The organism is Bacillus sp. FSL K6-2971 (genome assembly GCF_038006405.1).
GTDB classification, from domain to species: Bacteria; Bacillota; Bacilli; order Bacillales; family Bacillaceae; genus Bacillus; species Bacillus pumilus.
Genome location: NZ_JBBOVD010000001.1, coordinates 1,473,370 through 1,488,423 on the forward strand (window position 1 = coordinate 1,473,370; position 15,054 = coordinate 1,488,423).

General features: G+C 41.8%; 18 protein-coding genes, 2 riboswitches and 1 other annotated feature. Of the genes, 11 read left to right on the forward strand and 7 right to left on the reverse strand.

The window, feature by feature from the left end; translation table 11 throughout:
- The first annotated feature begins 75 nt into the window (after positions 1-75).
- Both MHI33_RS07660 and MHI33_RS07665 read left to right on the forward strand, forming a co-directional pair.
- Positions 76-564, forward strand: coding sequence for a small multi-drug export protein (locus MHI33_RS07660; RefSeq protein ID WP_065097121.1), 489 nt, complete (start codon positions 76-78; stop codon positions 562-564).
- Between the two features lie 17 nt (positions 565-581).
- A complete protein-coding gene (locus tag MHI33_RS07665; RefSeq protein WP_065097122.1) occupies positions 582-1,127 on the forward strand; it encodes a GNAT family N-acetyltransferase in 546 nt (181 codons plus the stop codon).
- A gap of 17 nt (positions 1,128-1,144) precedes the next feature.
- Here MHI33_RS07665 and MHI33_RS07670 read toward each other — a convergent pair whose 3' ends face one another.
- Both MHI33_RS07670 and MHI33_RS07675 read right to left on the reverse strand, forming a co-directional pair.
- Positions 1,145-2,188: a bifunctional transcriptional activator/DNA repair enzyme AdaA gene (locus MHI33_RS07670; protein WP_340910464.1), complete on the reverse strand. Its 1,044-nt coding sequence runs from the start codon at positions 2,186-2,188 to the stop codon at positions 1,145-1,147.
- Positions 2,189-2,362: 174 nt separating this feature from the next.
- Positions 2,363-2,497 carry a YrzI family small protein gene (locus MHI33_RS07675; RefSeq protein ID WP_065097124.1) on the reverse strand — a complete coding sequence of 45 codons (135 nt, stop codon included), beginning with the start codon at positions 2,495-2,497 and terminating at the stop codon, positions 2,363-2,365.
- A 220-nt stretch (positions 2,498-2,717) separates the two neighbouring features.
- A riboswitch (guanidine-I (ykkC/yxkD leader) is annotated at positions 2,718-2,826 on the forward strand.
- Positions 2,827-2,892: 66 nt separating this feature from the next.
- On the opposite strand from MHI33_RS07675, the gene MHI33_RS07680 reads away from it, so the two are divergent.
- Both MHI33_RS07680 and MHI33_RS07685 read left to right on the forward strand, forming a co-directional pair.
- Positions 2,893-3,222 (forward strand): DMT family transporter, encoded by a 330-nt coding sequence (locus tag MHI33_RS07680; RefSeq protein ID WP_340910468.1) that lies wholly within the window; start codon positions 2,893-2,895, stop codon positions 3,220-3,222.
- Positions 3,219-3,533, forward strand: coding sequence for a DMT family transporter (locus MHI33_RS07685; protein WP_340910471.1), 315 nt, complete (start codon positions 3,219-3,221; stop codon positions 3,531-3,533). Before MHI33_RS07680 ends, MHI33_RS07685 begins: the two co-directional genes overlap by 4 nt.
- 32 nt (positions 3,534-3,565) lie before the next feature.
- On the opposite strand, the gene MHI33_RS07690 is transcribed toward MHI33_RS07685, so the two are convergent.
- Positions 3,566-3,751, reverse strand: coding sequence for a hypothetical protein (locus MHI33_RS07690; RefSeq protein WP_034663011.1), 186 nt, complete (start codon positions 3,749-3,751; stop codon positions 3,566-3,568).
- A gap of 162 nt (positions 3,752-3,913) precedes the next feature.
- Between MHI33_RS07690 and purU the strand changes: the two genes are divergently transcribed.
- The 6 genes from purU (at position 3,914) to MHI33_RS07720 (ending at position 9,458) form a co-directional block, all read left to right on the forward strand.
- Positions 3,914-4,816: a formyltetrahydrofolate deformylase gene (purU, locus tag MHI33_RS07695; RefSeq protein WP_065097127.1), complete on the forward strand. Its 903-nt coding sequence runs from the start codon at positions 3,914-3,916 to the stop codon at positions 4,814-4,816.
- 43 nt (positions 4,817-4,859) lie between these two features.
- Positions 4,860-5,077 (forward strand) — a binding site (T-box leader).
- A gap of 55 nt (positions 5,078-5,132) precedes the next feature.
- Positions 5,133-6,230 carry a glutamate 5-kinase gene (proB, locus tag MHI33_RS07700; RefSeq protein ID WP_113767581.1) on the forward strand — a complete coding sequence of 366 codons (1,098 nt, stop codon included), beginning with the start codon at positions 5,133-5,135 and terminating at the stop codon, positions 6,228-6,230.
- A 12-nt stretch (positions 6,231-6,242) separates the two neighbouring features.
- Positions 6,243-7,490 (forward strand): glutamate-5-semialdehyde dehydrogenase, encoded by a 1,248-nt coding sequence (locus MHI33_RS07705; RefSeq protein WP_340910474.1) that lies wholly within the window; start codon positions 6,243-6,245, stop codon positions 7,488-7,490.
- Between the two features lie 124 nt (positions 7,491-7,614).
- Positions 7,615-8,751, forward strand: a complete 1,137-nt coding sequence (locus MHI33_RS07710) for a Rap family tetratricopeptide repeat protein (protein WP_065097130.1) — start codon at positions 7,615-7,617, stop codon at positions 8,749-8,751.
- Positions 8,741-8,878 (forward strand): phosphatase, encoded by a 138-nt coding sequence (locus MHI33_RS07715; protein WP_065097131.1) that lies wholly within the window; start codon positions 8,741-8,743, stop codon positions 8,876-8,878. Before MHI33_RS07710 ends, MHI33_RS07715 begins: the two co-directional genes overlap by 11 nt.
- 151 nt (positions 8,879-9,029) lie before the next feature.
- Positions 9,030-9,458 carry an organic hydroperoxide resistance protein gene (locus MHI33_RS07720; protein ID WP_340910478.1) on the forward strand — a complete coding sequence of 143 codons (429 nt, stop codon included), beginning with the start codon at positions 9,030-9,032 and terminating at the stop codon, positions 9,456-9,458.
- A 32-nt stretch (positions 9,459-9,490) separates the two neighbouring features.
- Here MHI33_RS07720 and MHI33_RS07725 read toward each other — a convergent pair whose 3' ends face one another.
- Positions 9,491-9,937 (reverse strand): MarR family winged helix-turn-helix transcriptional regulator, encoded by a 447-nt coding sequence (locus MHI33_RS07725; protein ID WP_003212097.1) that lies wholly within the window; start codon positions 9,935-9,937, stop codon positions 9,491-9,493.
- Positions 9,938-10,099: 162 nt separating this feature from the next.
- Between MHI33_RS07725 and MHI33_RS07730 the strand changes: the two genes are divergently transcribed.
- Positions 10,100-10,516 carry an organic hydroperoxide resistance protein gene (locus MHI33_RS07730; RefSeq protein ID WP_065097132.1) on the forward strand — a complete coding sequence of 139 codons (417 nt, stop codon included), beginning with the start codon at positions 10,100-10,102 and terminating at the stop codon, positions 10,514-10,516.
- A gap of 58 nt (positions 10,517-10,574) precedes the next feature.
- Here MHI33_RS07730 and MHI33_RS07735 read toward each other — a convergent pair whose 3' ends face one another.
- The 3 genes from MHI33_RS07735 to MHI33_RS07745 form a co-directional block, all read right to left on the reverse strand.
- Complete coding sequence (locus MHI33_RS07735) at positions 10,575-11,045, reverse strand: nucleoside deaminase (RefSeq protein ID WP_003212370.1); 471 nt, start codon at positions 11,043-11,045, stop codon at positions 10,575-10,577.
- A gap of 138 nt (positions 11,046-11,183) precedes the next feature.
- Positions 11,184-13,472 (reverse strand): 5-methyltetrahydropteroyltriglutamate--homocysteine S-methyltransferase, encoded by a 2,289-nt coding sequence (gene metE / locus MHI33_RS07740; RefSeq protein WP_106067719.1) that lies wholly within the window; start codon positions 13,470-13,472, stop codon positions 11,184-11,186.
- A gap of 153 nt (positions 13,473-13,625) precedes the next feature.
- Positions 13,626-13,817, reverse strand: a riboswitch (cobalamin riboswitch).
- Between the two features lie 112 nt (positions 13,818-13,929).
- Entirely contained in the window at positions 13,930-14,889 is a 960-nt protein-coding gene (locus tag MHI33_RS07745; RefSeq protein WP_340910483.1) for a S8 family peptidase, read from the reverse strand.
- Between the last annotated feature and the right edge of the window lie 165 nt (positions 14,890-15,054).

Genomic DNA, 15,054 nt, shown 5'->3' on the forward strand with positions numbered 1-15,054 from the left:
CTAAAAAAATGTAGAAATGGTAGCGTATTTTTCATTACAATGGGAAGAGGACAAAAATGAAAAGGGGTTCTATGCTTGGATATTTTATGGGGATATGTACTTGTTTTTGTATTGGCTGCTTTGCCTTTTTTTGAAGTGGTTGGTGTTGTTCCACTGGCCATCTTAGGTGGACTGCATCCTGTGACAACGGCTGTAATCGGATTCATCGGCAACTTTCTCACAGTCTTGCTCCTCATTGTTTTCGTAGACCGCTTCAAAGCATGGCGGTTGAGGAGAAAAGAGGACAAAAGTGATGGAAAAGGAGAAAAAAAGCAACTACGAGCCAGAAAAATTTGGGAACGATATGGTCTCCCGGGATTAGCGCTCATTGGTCCTTTTATCATCGGCAGTCATCTAGCGGCATTTATGTGCATGAGCTTCGGAACGAAAAGAAAGCAAGTCGCAGTGTGGATGACAGTCAGTTTAATGATGTGGACGGCGTTGGCAGCTAGTTTAACCGGTGCGGGAATCCATTACTTTGCCCCAGATTCAAATGGATTGTTCGGTGATATTTTTAATCGGTAAGTGAGGGGAGACCATAAATGAAACTTCAAACACGCATAGTGCTTGAAACAGAGCGCCTTAGACTGAGAACGATGAATGAACATGATGCGCCATTTTTATATGACATGTTGTTCCAAGATGAAGAAGTAATGAAGTATTATCCTTCTTTGAAGGATGAGCAGCAGACGAAAGAGTGGATTGCATGGAATCAAAAGAATGACCGTATGTATCATACTTCTCTCTGGATCATTGAAGACAAAGAAACGAATGAACCACTTGGACAAAGCGGGATTGTTCTGCAAAACATTGAAGGACAAACAGAACTTGAAATCGGCTACATGCTAAAAAAAGCAGCGTGGGGAAATGGCTATGCTGCTGAAGCCGCAAAAGGCTGTCTCACCTATGGTTTTCAAGAAATGAAGGTCAGACGAATGGTGAGCTTAATCCGCCCAGACAATGAAGCATCGGTAAAGGTCGCTTTAAAAATGGGCATGAAAAAAGAAAAAACCATTTCAAAATGGGACCAAATCATTGATGTATACAGCATCACCCGCAACGAAGAAAACGGCTCGCTTACAAAATAAGCAGAGCCGTTTTTATTTTATATCCGCTGTTCTAGCTGAAGTAAATATTTCTTACGTTCAACCCCTCCGCCGTAGCCGCCAAGCTCACCACTTGTTTGAATGACGCGGTGGCATGGAATGATGATCGCCAATTGATTGGCACCATTTGCATTCCCTACCGCTCGGACCAAATGCGGATCGCCCAGCATCACAGCAAGATCTCGGTAAGAACTTGTTTCGCCTGAAGGAATGCGTGTAAGTAGGTCCCACACCTTCATTTGAAAAGGGGTGCCATGCATGGAAAGCGGTACGGTAAACTGCGTCAGTTTTTTCTCGAAATATAAGGTCAATTCCTTTACCAATTGCTGATGGACGTTTGTTTCCCCAACTAAAATACGCGCATGATGCTTTTTTCTCATGTTCTCAATTTCCTTTTCTAGTCCCCGCCTGTCCATAAATTCCAGTAAATACACATGCGCGGCATCTGTCACGCTGATCATCCGTCCGATCGGTGTGGAAATAAAATTGGCATGGAGAATCTTAGTCTGTGCCTTTTTAGGGGGGGTTCCCATGATTTTCGTAAAGGCATCATTGAAGGCACTCGAAGAATCATAGCCCAAGGCGACCTGCTGATCAATCACTTTTTTTCCATTCATAATTTCTTTAAAGGCAAGCCCCATTCGGCGTGATCTCGCATATTGAACAAAGGTCATGCCGTAGATTTCTTTGAATTTTCGCCGAGCCGTTGCAGAGTGAATCCCTAACTCGCGAAAGTCCTCTTCTTTCCAGCGTTTTTCAGGATGTGTTTCAACTGCTGAAACGAGTGTTTTGACTTCTTCTGGAATGCTGTTTGGATAGGTTAATGGAGTGCAGCGCTTGCACGGACGATATCCTGCTAGCAGTGCTTCCTCTGCTGTAAAGAAAAACTCACAGTTCTCATATTTTGGTTTTCTAGCGGTACATGTGGCATGGCAGAAGATACCGGTCGTCTTAATGCCGGCGAAGAATGTGCCGTCATATTGCGGATTCTTGTCAACCAGTGCTTGATAAAATTCATGTTTCTGTTCGTCGGTTATCATCATACGATTCACCTCTTGGTTTCATTATTTGGGCCGATACAACGGATGATCTGTAAATGCAGCATCCTAAAGTTGAACGTTCATCACATCAATCTGAGTTCATTATACCAGCGATATGATCGTTCCTTTAACGTCTGAGCGTGTCTAACCTGGTCCTTCTTCCATATTTTTTCTGTTTTAGCTCATATACTTTAGTTGTTTCTGTTTCATTTCTTCATAAAATGTTTCAACTTCTTGTTCGTAAAGAACGGTCTCCATGTCCTTGTATTTACGCTTGATCGTCAATGTAATAAAAAATAAATGGATTGTCATATACGTTCATTTCCCTTCGGTTAGCAGCACGCAAATATCCCGCAGATATTCTTTATCAGTTGATCTGTTTCTAACACTTAGTATACGCCGGTCCCAAATCATTTCTTTCGAAAATTGAACAAGTATATTTGAAGAGGGAGAGCAAACTGGTAGACCGGCATATCGGGGTGTGATAAGATTTTTAATACAGAATCTGCTCTAAGTCAGATCTGTTTATCATGAATTGGTTTTCTAGGGTTCCGTGCGCTGGTGCAGTCTGGACCGAGAGAAAACACATAGGGTCTTTAGAAGAGGCCATATGGACACGGAGGGATAAAAGCCCGGGAGAGTTGATCAAACGATCGATTTCCAGGCTTTTTTTGTTGGTTGGAATCGTTCAGAAAGGAGAAGATCAGATGAAATGGGGAAATGTCTTTATTGCGACCATCTTTGAAGTCGGCTGGGTGATGGGGCTGAAATATGCCCACTCGCTCATAGAATGGGGCGCAACCATCGTTTGTATTATCGTGAGCTTTTATTTACTCATGAAAGCAACAAGTGTACTGCCAGTTGGCACACTTTATGCCGTTTTTACCGGGCTTGGGACAGCAGGTACCGTCGTCATAGGCATGGTGCTTGGTGAGCCGGTTCAGCTTGTTAAACTGCTTTTGATTGTCATGCTTTTGTGCGGTGTATTAGGACTGAAGCTGACAACAGGTGAAAAGAAGGGAGAGGCTGAATCATGAGCTGGCTTTTACTTATTGGAGCAGGCATCTTAGAAATGTTTTGTGTGACCATGATGAACCAATTCCAAAAAGACAAGCATGTCAAATGGATTTTATTCATTGCGGCTGGCTTTTCGATGTCCTTTATGATGCTGTCTCTTGCGATGAACACGATTCCGATGGGAACGGCGTACGCCATTTGGACAGGAATCGGAGCTGCTGGAGGCGCCACCGTCGGTATGCTGTTTTACGGAGAGTCGAAAGATGCAAAACGTATTTTCTTCATCGCGCTGATTTTATCTGCGGCAGTAGGATTGAAAATCATTGAATAAGAAAAGGCTGGCAGATAGATGCCAGCCTTTTGTTACATCGAATGATGATTGGAATCGTTTTCATTTTTGCGGTAAAGCTGGCTCACAAGCAGAAAACACACACCAAATGTGAGAAAAGGAATGAGTCTTTCACCGGCTATAAAAAGGGAAATACCTGTGATCAGACAAACGATGCCGAGCCAAAAGCTCACTTTTCCAAACAAAGTCATACTTTTCATCTCCACCACTCCTTTTATGATAAAAGGTCTATTCACATTATATCACGATAGGTGCAGAATTGAATGAATATTCAATAAAAAATAGGGCTCTACATTGCTTTTTCTCTTTCCAGTCCAGTATAATATTTCATTAGAATGAAAACGTAAATGAGGTCATGATACATGAGAACTTTGATAACAGAGAAACTTGAATTACACAGACAAAAGCATGAGCAAAAAGGAAGATTGCTTGTCAGCTGCCCGGATCAGCCTGGAATTGTCTCCGCTGTCTCTTCCTTTTTATTTGAGCACGGAGCAAATATCATTGAATCCAGCCAATACACAACAGATCATGAAAGCGGCCGGTTCTTTTTAAGAATTGAATTTGATTGGAAAGACATCTTGGCAAATATGGATCAGCTGAAGCAGCAGTTTGAGCCAATTGCAGCATCTTTTCAAATGACGTGGAGCATGTCGCGTGCAAGTGAGCTGAAAAAGCTGGCAATCTTTGTGTCAAAAGAGCTTCATTGTTTACATGAGCTGCTATGGGAATGGCAAAGCGGCAATTTGATGGCTGAAATTGCGGTCGTGATCAGCAATCATGAAACGGCAAAAGATACAGTAGAAGCGCTTGGAATCCCGTTCCATTTTGTAAAGGCGAACAAAGACATTCGCAAAGAAGCGGAAAAACAGCAGCTCGCAATATTAGAAGAGTATGATATTGATGCCATTGTGCTTGCTAGATACATGCAAATTTTAACGCCTGGATTTATAGAACAGCACCCGAACAAAATCATTAATATTCATCATTCCTTCCTGCCAGCGTTTATCGGTGCAAATCCATATAAGCGGGCATATGAGCGAGGAGTCAAATTAATTGGCGCAACTTCTCATTATGTGACCAATGATTTAGACGAAGGACCGATCATTGAACAGGATATTGAGCGTGTAGATCACCGGGATGATGCGGAAGCTTTAAAAAATATTGGCCGAACAATTGAGCGGAGTGTGCTTGCACGTGCCGTCAAATGGCATCTAGAAGATCGAATTATTGTGCATGAGAATAAAACGATTGTATTTAATTGACCGCTTGACTTTTCCTTAGCAATTGGTGATAATATAAAAAAATTAACGAGCGTTGAAAAGGAATAGTAAGCAGGAACTGATGCGTAAAGAGAGCAAATGACATGCTGAAACATTTGCCGCAGACAGCTGCTGAACCTACCCTTTGAGCCTTAGAGGAAAAATCTAAGCGCGTGCCTGGCGTTACAGGAGTTGAGTGGAATAAGTAGATGTATGCTTATTCAATGAAGGTGGTACCACGGAAAATCCCTTTTCGTCCTTTACATAAGGAGAAAAAGGGATTTTTTTGTGCCTAAAGGTATAGCGGAGGGAATCAATAATGAAAAAGCAAAGGATCGTCATCAAAATTGGCAGCAGTTCATTAACAGAGCAAAAAGGAGCCATTGATGAACAAAAAATGCAGGATCATGTGAAAGCGATAGCAAAGCTGAAAGAGGCTGGGCATGAAATTATTTTAATTTCATCAGGAGCCGTGGCAGCAGGGTTTGGCAGCTTAGGGTATCCATCAAGACCTGTGACCTTAAAGGGAAAACAGGCAGCAGCAGCCGTTGGTCAGGGATTGTTAATGCAGAAATATACAGAACTATTTTCACAGTTTCACATGACACCTGCGCAAATGCTTTTAACCCGTAATGACTTTTCAGATCGAACTAGATATCGAAATGCTTACGCAACGATGATGGAGCTGCTAGAAAGAAAAATTTTACCGATCATTAATGAAAATGATTCTGTCTCCATTGAGGAGCTTACCTTTGGGGATAATGACATGCTGTCAGCTCTTGTCAGCGGTTTAATTCATGCAGACCAATTGATCATCTTAACAGACATTAATGGGATTTATAATGCAAATCCAAATGAGCATCCTGAGGCGAAGCGTTTTGATGTTCTAACACACATTTCAGAAGAATTGTTTTCATATGCGAAGAGCACAGGCTCAAAAGTGGGAACAGGCGGGATGAAATCAAAGCTGTCTGCTGCACAAACGGCACTTTCACTAGGCGTGAAAGTCTTCATTGGCACAGGTACTGGTGAAGATAAGCTGCTTCATATTCTAGCGGGTCAAGGAGACGGAACGTATATCGGAGAACAGGACTTATCAGCTGTTAACAACCGCCGTCAATGGATTCAATTCCATTCACCCGTTTCTGGAAAAATTATGATAGATGCAGGAGCGGAAGCGGCGATTTTGCATCATGGCAGAAGTCTTCTTCCAGCTGGCGTCATTGATGTCGCTGGGGACTTTTCTAAAGGAGAGGTCGTTGAAGTCGTAGGGCCGAACGGACTAGTAGGTAAAGGACAAACCTTGTATGCATCCGATGAGCTTCTCGGTATTAAAGGGATGCGAAGTGATGAGCTTTCAAATGAGAAGCCTGAAGTCATACACAGAGATCACTGGGTACAGCATGTACAAAACTGAGGAGGGAATACGATGAATGAAGTTCTTGAAAAAGCAATAAAAGCAAGTGTAGTCAAAGATCAGATGCTGCTAAAAACGACGGAGCAAAAAAATGCAGCTTTACATGCCATCGCAACTGCAATTAAAGCATCTTCCGCTTATTTACTCGAGGAGAATAAAAAGGATATGCAGGCTGCAGAGGAAAAGCAGTTCACGCCTTCTGTTATTGACCGGATTACACTCACAGAAGAGAGAATTGAAGCCATCGCAGACGCGACCTTTCAACTCATTCACCTAAAAGACCCAATTGGTGAAACATTAGAAACCATTCAAAAAGAAAACGGTCTGTACATCGAAAAGGTACGTGTGCCTCTTGGAACGGTTGGAATGATTTATGAAGCAAGACCAAACGTGACTGTAGATGCTGCCACCCTTTGTTTGAAAACTGGGAATGCTGTTATTCTTCGCGGGAGCTCCTCTGCCATTCATAGTAATAAAGCGATTGTGAAGGTGATCCATGAAGCCCTTCACACAACGGATATTCCAGTAGACAGTGTGCAATTGATTGAAGATACAGGCCGTGAAACGGCGAAAACGCTGTTCACTTTAAATGAATATCTGGATGTCCTTATTCCGCGCGGCGGGAAAAATTTAATTGATCTTGTCGTGAGAGAGTCTACCGTGCCAGTGCTTGAGACAGGTGCAGGGAACTGTCATATCTACATTGATGAAACAGCGAAAAACGAAATGGCTGAGCAGATTGTGCTGAATGCTAAAACCCAAAGGCCATCTGTTTGCAACGCGATCGAGAGCATTGTCATTCATGAAACATGGGCAAAAACATATGGCGCTTCGTTATTTGAAGCCCTTCATGCAAATGGGGTAGAGATACGGGGCGATAAAGCTGTATGTGCCCTTGCGCCAAGTGCTTCATTAGCGACCACAGAGGACTATGAAACAGAGTTTTTAGCCCCGATTGTCAGTATTAAAATCGTAGAGAGCATAGAAGAAGCGATTCAGCATATACAAACGTATAGCTCCAAGCACTCTGAAGCGATCATTACGGAAAATGATCAAAGTGCGTCACTTTTCTTAACAGCTGTTGACGCTGCCGCTGTCTATCATAATGCCTCTACTCGGTTCACAGATGGCTTTGAATTTGGCTACGGAGCAGAAATAGGGATTAGCACACAAAAACTGCATGCAAGAGGACCTATGGGTCTGCCTGCCTTAACCTCTGAAAAGTTTGTCATTCGCGGTCAAGGACAAATAAGAGAATAACGAATTCAAAAGAGAGTCTCGTGACAATAGGCTCTCTTTTTCCTTTCATTTTTGTATTTCTTCGGTCAAGTATGATAAAATATGGTAATGTTTTATATTTTGAGAAGATTGGAGAAGGCAACGTATGGCGAAAATCATTCCCTCTTCGGATATTGGAGTGAAAATCAACAAGTGGTATGAATTAATCCGCAGATTTGATTCAGAACAAGCAGAACAACTAAAGCAGGAAATTCGCACCTCTCTTGATTCAATGGAAGAAGATCAGAATTTGCTTCTCTATTTTTCTTTAATGGAATTCAGACATGAGGTTATGCTCGATTATTTAAAGCCATTAAAGGAAGGAAAGCTTCGCGCCAACTTTTCCGAGCTTTCGAAAGAAATAGATGAGCATCAAACACATGTCACAGGCATGCTTGAATACTACTATCATTTTTTCAGAGGCATGTATGAATTTGGCCGTAGGCAGTATATTGCTGCCATCTCGTCTTATCAAAAGGCAGAGCACAAGCTTTCTTTTGTGTCAGATGATATTGAACGTGCGGAATTTCATTTTAAAATGTCAGAAATATATTATCACATGAAACAAACACATATCTCGATGCATCATGCCAAACTGGCGCTAGATGTCTATATTCAGCATGAGCTATATGCGCTTCGCACGATCCAGTGCGAATTTATTGTGGCAGGTAATTATGATGATATGAGAAGACATGAAAAGGCATTACCACATCTCGAGAGAGCGCTTGCGAGATCAAGAGACTTTCAAAATGTGCGTTTTATTGCTTCCTCTTTGTTTAATATGGGCAACAGTTATTACCGAATGGGAGATCTTGACCGCGCACTGGAACTAATGAAAGAATCCATCTCGTTATTTGACCAAAATCAATCCGATCACCTTCGTCGATCCATAGACCCTCTTTATACAGCCGCTCAGATATTATACAAACAAGGTAAACACGAAGAAGCCTTACACTACAGAGAAGAATGTATGAAGCGAGCAGAAGCACTTCAGGATGATATTCATATTCAAAAGACGATATTTTTAGAAGCATTGTATTTAAAGCAAGATGCGGAGCATATTAAACGAATTTTTCATTTTTTAGAGTCTTCCTATGCATATCCAGATATAGAGGAGCTGGCATTAGACACCGCAAAGCATTATAATGAAATGGAAGATTATGAAAAATCTTCCATGTTCTACGGAGAAGCGGAACATGCTCGAATCTATATTCAGAGAGGGGATTGTTTATATGAATTTTAAAAAATGGGCAGTCGTCTGTACAAGCATCACCATCCTGGCATTATGGCTGGCAGCAGCACCAAATGCCGACCCGGATAACAGAAACCATACGCTACAACAACCAAATGCGCAGCATGACATCCTCTAAAAGCCCTTATTAAGGGCTTTTTTTACTGTGTACATAAAATAGAGGAGAAAGGAAATCTTAAAAAAAGAGTGTGTATTCGTTGACTCTTGAATTTTAATTGTGTACAATTAAATTGTGGAAAATATTATTGGAGAGAAAGAGGGTTATATACATGTCAGAAGTTTTATTTACTGCAACGGTATCAGCTGTAGGAGGAAGAGAAGGAAAGGTTGTTTCAACTGATGGTGTGCTTGAGCATGATGTAGCAATGCCTGGAACACCAAGAGCGAAAAAAATTGAAAAAGCAACAAATCCAGAGCAATTATTTGCAGCAGGCTACTCTGCATGTTTTGATTCAGCCATTCAAATGGTCGCAAGACAAGAGCGTATCCGTTTTGAAAGTGAAGTAACAGCACATGTGAGCTTAGTAAAAGACAGTTCAGATGGCGGCTTCAAACTAGGCGTTAAGCTAGAAGTAAAAGGAACTGGAATCGAGCAATCAGCATTAGATGAGCTTGTTCATAAAGCACACGGCGTATGCCCATATTCAAAAGCAACTCAAGGAAATATTGAAGTAGAATTAGTAGCTGTCGCACAATAATTGATATCATAAAAGGCTGAGGGAATATTCCCTCAGCCTTTTGATTGTGTTAATTTTTGCAAAAGCTCATGCAAAGAGGCGCGCAGCGTTTTTAACTCTTCTTCCGATCTGCCTGTCCCAGACAGCATCTGAAATGGAATTGCAGTAGCCTTCTCTTTTAGTTGCTCACCATATTCCGTTAAACGAATTTGCACAGAACGTTCATCCTCTTTCGAGCGCTCGCGGATGATGAGTCCGTTTTGCTCCATCCGTTTCAGCATTGGTGTGAGTGTACCGGAGTCTAAATATAAAAGCTCTCCCATCGTTTTCACATTTAATGTCCCATGCTCCCACAATAAAAGCAGTGCCAAATATTGCGGATACGTAATGTCTAACTCTTCTAATAACGGTTTATACTGCTTCGTCATCTCTCTTGAACTTGCATATAACAAGAAACAAAGCTGATTTTCCAGCTTCATATGCTCGAATTCATTTGTCATGTCAGTCACCAACTATTTTTTGTCATACTTATCATTGTATAAGATTTTCTTCTTTTTTAAAATAAATACAGCCCAAAAACGAAAAAATTCTTTAATGTGCGATAAATGTTTGAGAATTGGATAGAACGTGAAAGGAATAAATAGATAAAGGAGGAGATGAAGATGAAACCATTATTCACAGCAAAAGTAAAGGCACAACACGGAAGAGCTGGACATATTCGTTCAGAAGATGGTGTGCTCGATCATAACATTGTCATGCCTAATGCAAAGAAAGACGGAGAAACTGGTACGAATCCAGAGCAATTATTTGCAGCGGGCTATGCAGCATGTTTCGGAGGGGCACTTGAACAAGTAGCGAAAAAGCAAGGGGTCAACATTGAATCAGAAGTCGAGGGACATGTCAGTCTTTTAAAAGATGAAAGTGATGGCGGATTTAAGCTTGGTGTCAAGCTGATTGTATCTGCAAAAGGCCTTGACCATGACAAGGCGAAAGAGCTTGTCGAGGCTGCGCATGAATTCTGTCCATATTCAAAAGCAACAAGAGGAAACATCGAAGTAGAGCTTGAAGTGGCTGAATAAAAAAGGTTCTCTATTACGCTGAAAAAAAGAAACACCTGCTGATGAGCAGGTGTCTTTTTTAATATTCTTTCTTTTGTTCGTAGGTTTCCCATGCTTCAAATGGTGCAAGGGTTTTTTGAAGTGTCAGCTGATAAAATGGAATATTTCTTGATTCGTAATCTTTATTGATTTCTTCATAAATAAACGAGTCATCAAAACCAGAAACTGCTGCATCCTGATGTCCAGCAGCAAAATAGACCGCTTTTGGTCTAGCCCAGTAAATAGCACCAAGGCACATCGGACAAGGCTCACAGCTTGTATATAAAATACAATCTTCTAATTGGTATGTATTCAGCGTCTGGCACGCCTTTCGAATGGCTGTGACTTCAGCATGTGCGGTTGGATCATTTGTTGTTGTCACATTGTTGCTTCCCTCGGCAATAATCTGTCCATCCTTGACAATGACTGCTCCAAAAGGGCCGCCAGTACCACTATTGACTCCTTCTACTGCAAGATCAATTGCGCGTTGTAAAAAATCTTCGTGATTCATTGTCTTCCTCCCTTTGTTCGACTGACTTCTCTAGTATAAACGAATCATGCTAGAAAAGGAAACCTCCTAGTAGATGGTCAAGCAGGACAATTTACGCATAAAAATCCCCCGCCATGATAGCAGGGGAGAGGGTATCAATTATGCATGCTGCGCCAGCTTTTTACGAGCGACTTCAGCTGCCGTCACCATGTTTTTCAAAGCAGCAATGGTTTCAGGCTCTTGTCTCGTTTTTAGACCACAGTCAGGATTCACCCAGAAGCGATCTGCCGGGCATACGTTCAGTGCATCATCAATGATTTGACTCATTTCTTCGATAGATGGAACGCGCGGGCTATGGATGTCATATACACCAAGTCCAAGTCCTTTCAAATACGGGTGCTTCTCTAGGTAATCGAGGAATCCACCATGACTGCGTGAATGTTCAATAGTGATCACGTCGGCATCAAGGTCTTCAATCGTATCGACAATATCCTCGAAGTTACTGTAGCACATATGTGTATGAATTTGCGTTTCATTTTGAACAGATGATGTTGATAGACGGAATGACTCTGCTGCCCAGTTTAAATAGTCTGCCCAATCACTTTCTTTGAGCGGAAGACCTTCTCTTAGTGCAGGTTCATCCACTTGAATGACTTGAATCCCTGCTTCTTCTAACGCTTCTACCTCTTTACGTAATGCGAAAGCGATTTGGAAGGCAATGTCTTTTCGGGAGATATCTGTTCTTGGGAAAGACCAGTTTAAGATGGTGACAGGACCTGTCAGCATTCCTTTGACCTTTTTCTCCGTTAAGCTTTGTGCGTAAACCGTCTCTTTCACGGTCATTGGCGCTGTAAACTCGACATCTCCATAAATGATTGGCGGCTTCACGCAGCGTGAGCCGTAGGATTGTACCCAAGCAAATTTCGTAAAGGCAAATCCGGCTAGCTTTTCACCAAAGTATTCAACCATGTCTGTACGCTCGAATTCTCCATGTACGAGAACGTCCAGACCGATTTCCTCCTGAATATCAATCCATCTTTTTGTTTCTTTCTTAATAAATTCATCATATTCTGCATCTGTCCATTCATTTTTACGCCATTTTTGACGAGCACTTCGCACTTCAGCAGACTGCGGGAAGCTGCCAATGGTTGTTGTTGGCAAGAGCGGCAGTTCAAGAGATTCGTTTTGGATACGAAGGCGCTCTTCAAAGGCAACTGGACGTTTAAAGTCTTTCGATGAAAGATTGTTGCGTTCTGCTGTCAAATCCGCATTGGTTCCTTTTGCAAATTCTTTTAAAGTAAGAAGTGCTTGCTTGGCTTCATTGATGTCTGCTTCAATCGCTGCGGCGCCTTTTGTTAAGCCTTCTTTTAATGTTGTTAATTCAGCCAGCTTTTCAGTAGCATAAGACAGTCCGTTTAATAGTTTTTCTTCAAGCTGTTCGCTTGGGTGTTTTGCAACTGGTACATGCAGCAAACTGCTTGATGGCTGCAGCCATACTTCCTTCGGCTGAGCGTCAGCAATGACCTCAGAAACGAATGACAATCTTTCGCCAAGATCTGATCTCCAAATATTTCTTCCATCAATGACGCCTGCTGATAAAATTTTATCTTTCGGGAAGCCATGCTTTTTCACTTGATCAAGATTGCGTCCTTGATCGTGGACAAAATCAAGACCGATGGCTTCAACAGGATATGTGACAAGCTCTTCATAGGCATCTACTGAATCAAAGTATGTTTGAAGAAGAATATTTAAGGCAGGTACGGCTTCTTTGATCGTTTGATAGATTTCTTTGACGGATTTCACGTCTTCATATGAAGCTGTGACAAGTGCTGGCTCATCAATTTGTACCCATTTGACGCCGGCTTCTTCAAGTTCTTTTAAAACTTGAGTATAAAGCGGGACGAGACGCTGCTGAATCTCTTTTACTTCATTTGGTTCATAGCCTTTAGAAAGTGAGACAAATGTATAAAGACCAAGTACGACAGGTTTTGTTTCAACACCAAACGCCTTTTTCACCTTTTCGTAAGCTTCAAGCGGTTTGTTATGTGTGAGTTTGAATTCGGTGGTTTTTTCGTATTCTGGAACGATGTAGTGATAGTTTGTATTAAACCATTTTGTCATTTCACTTGAGACAGCATCTTTTGTTCCTCTTGCCATCGCGAAGTATGTATCTAGCGGGTCTTTTAAGCTGCGGAAGCGCTCTGGAATCCAATTGAACATGACAGCAGTATCGAGCACGTGATCGTAGAAGGTAAAATCTCCAGAAGGAACAACATCAATTTGTTGATCAATTTGCGTTTTAATGGCAGTTAAAAATTGTTCATCCAGTGTGCTTAAGAGGGTTTCACGGTCAGTTTGACCTTTCCAATAAGACTCAAGTGCTTTTTTCCATTCTCTGTTTAAACCAATTCGCGGGAAACCTAGATTACTTGTTTTAACAATTGTCAATTCCAATTCCTCCTCTAAATATAAAAAGACATTTACACTCATGGTGAAGATTGATGAGGGCAAATGTCTGGTTTAAAAAGACAAAATGTGTGTGCGAAATAAGACGTGAGCATAACTGACGCTTTTTCCGACATCTCCTATCAACCGTAGGGGGTTTGATGTGATAGAGCGGCTGGTATCCTGGCTGGTGAATCTGCAAGCTTTTCTTCCTTCCCGTCCTTATGACAGTGGATTCATGAGAAAAGCTCTCCTCACTCACAGTGGCGGGACCGCGCCGGATTTTCACCGGTCTTCCCAATTAAAATTCGACGTATGATCGAATTACCGACTCTCAAACTATGAATTTATTGTGTTCGATTATATAACGTCCATTTCATTTCGTCAAAGTAAATTTTGAATAATTTTAATTAAAAAAATCCTGAGAAAATTCCATCTATTCTCAGGACCTCTATTCAAGCTATAGAGATAAAAGATCTGCTTCCAATGTTTTTTCTAAAAGGACATCAGGCGCAGTTAAATATAAAAATCCATTTCCGACGAGGGCTTTAGATTGCTTCAGTGGAAGGGTTCTTCTGACAAGCTGAGCATAGACCTCAGGCTCTGTCAGCTTGCGCTGGAACGCTTCTTCTTCGGCATTTTTAATAATGGCTAGTGCACCGCTCACGTGAGGGGCAGCCATTGAGGTGCCTGTGAGTCTGCCATATTTATGGTTAGGAAGAGTGGATAAAATGTCTTCTCCTGGAGCGACGAGGTCGATTTCTTTATTGGCGTTGGAGAATTCAGAGGATTCTCTTGCAAGGGAGACAGAGCCGACGGCAATGACTTCATTGTATGCTGCAGGGTAGGAGAATTCTTCTGTACGCTCGTCCCCGTCCCCTTCATTTCCTGCTGCGCACACAACAAGTACACCGCTTTTCACAGCATTTTGAATGGCTTCCTGCAAGGCGGGCTCATTGCTTGGACCACCGAGAGACATAGAGATAATATCCACCTTCTGCTCAGCGGCATAGTTGATGCCATTAATGATCCATTCGTATTTCCCGCTGCCATTTTCACCGCCAAGAACTTTCACGATCAGCAGCTTGGCTTCAGGGGCAACCCCTAGAATTCCGCCATTTTGATCTGTTGCTGCAATCGTTCCTGCTACATGGGTACCATGTCCGTTGTAGTCTTTTACATTTTCAGCATCTCCATTGTCATCATCGGTAAAGTTCTTGCCTCCGATAATCTGATCTTTTAAGTCGGGATGCTCTGTGTCACAGCCTGTATCAAGGACAGCAATGGTTATGCCTTTTCCTTTGAAGCCACTTGACCAAAGTTCGGGTGCTTTAATCTCCTGAATACTTTCCGGCGTCTCTTTCGCTTCCATCACATTGGCTTTTACTTCATACGGAATTAAGCGAATTTTACCTTTCATAAGAAAGCCCTCCTTATTTTGTTTTCAAAGTAGATTCAGGCTGCGTAATGTTATTGTATAAAAGAAACTTTTGATCGGAAAGGGTCAATTGTAATAATTTTTCAAATAATCAATCTATTATCAAAAGTGCAGTTCTCCTCACTTCTTGACGAAAGAACTCAACTT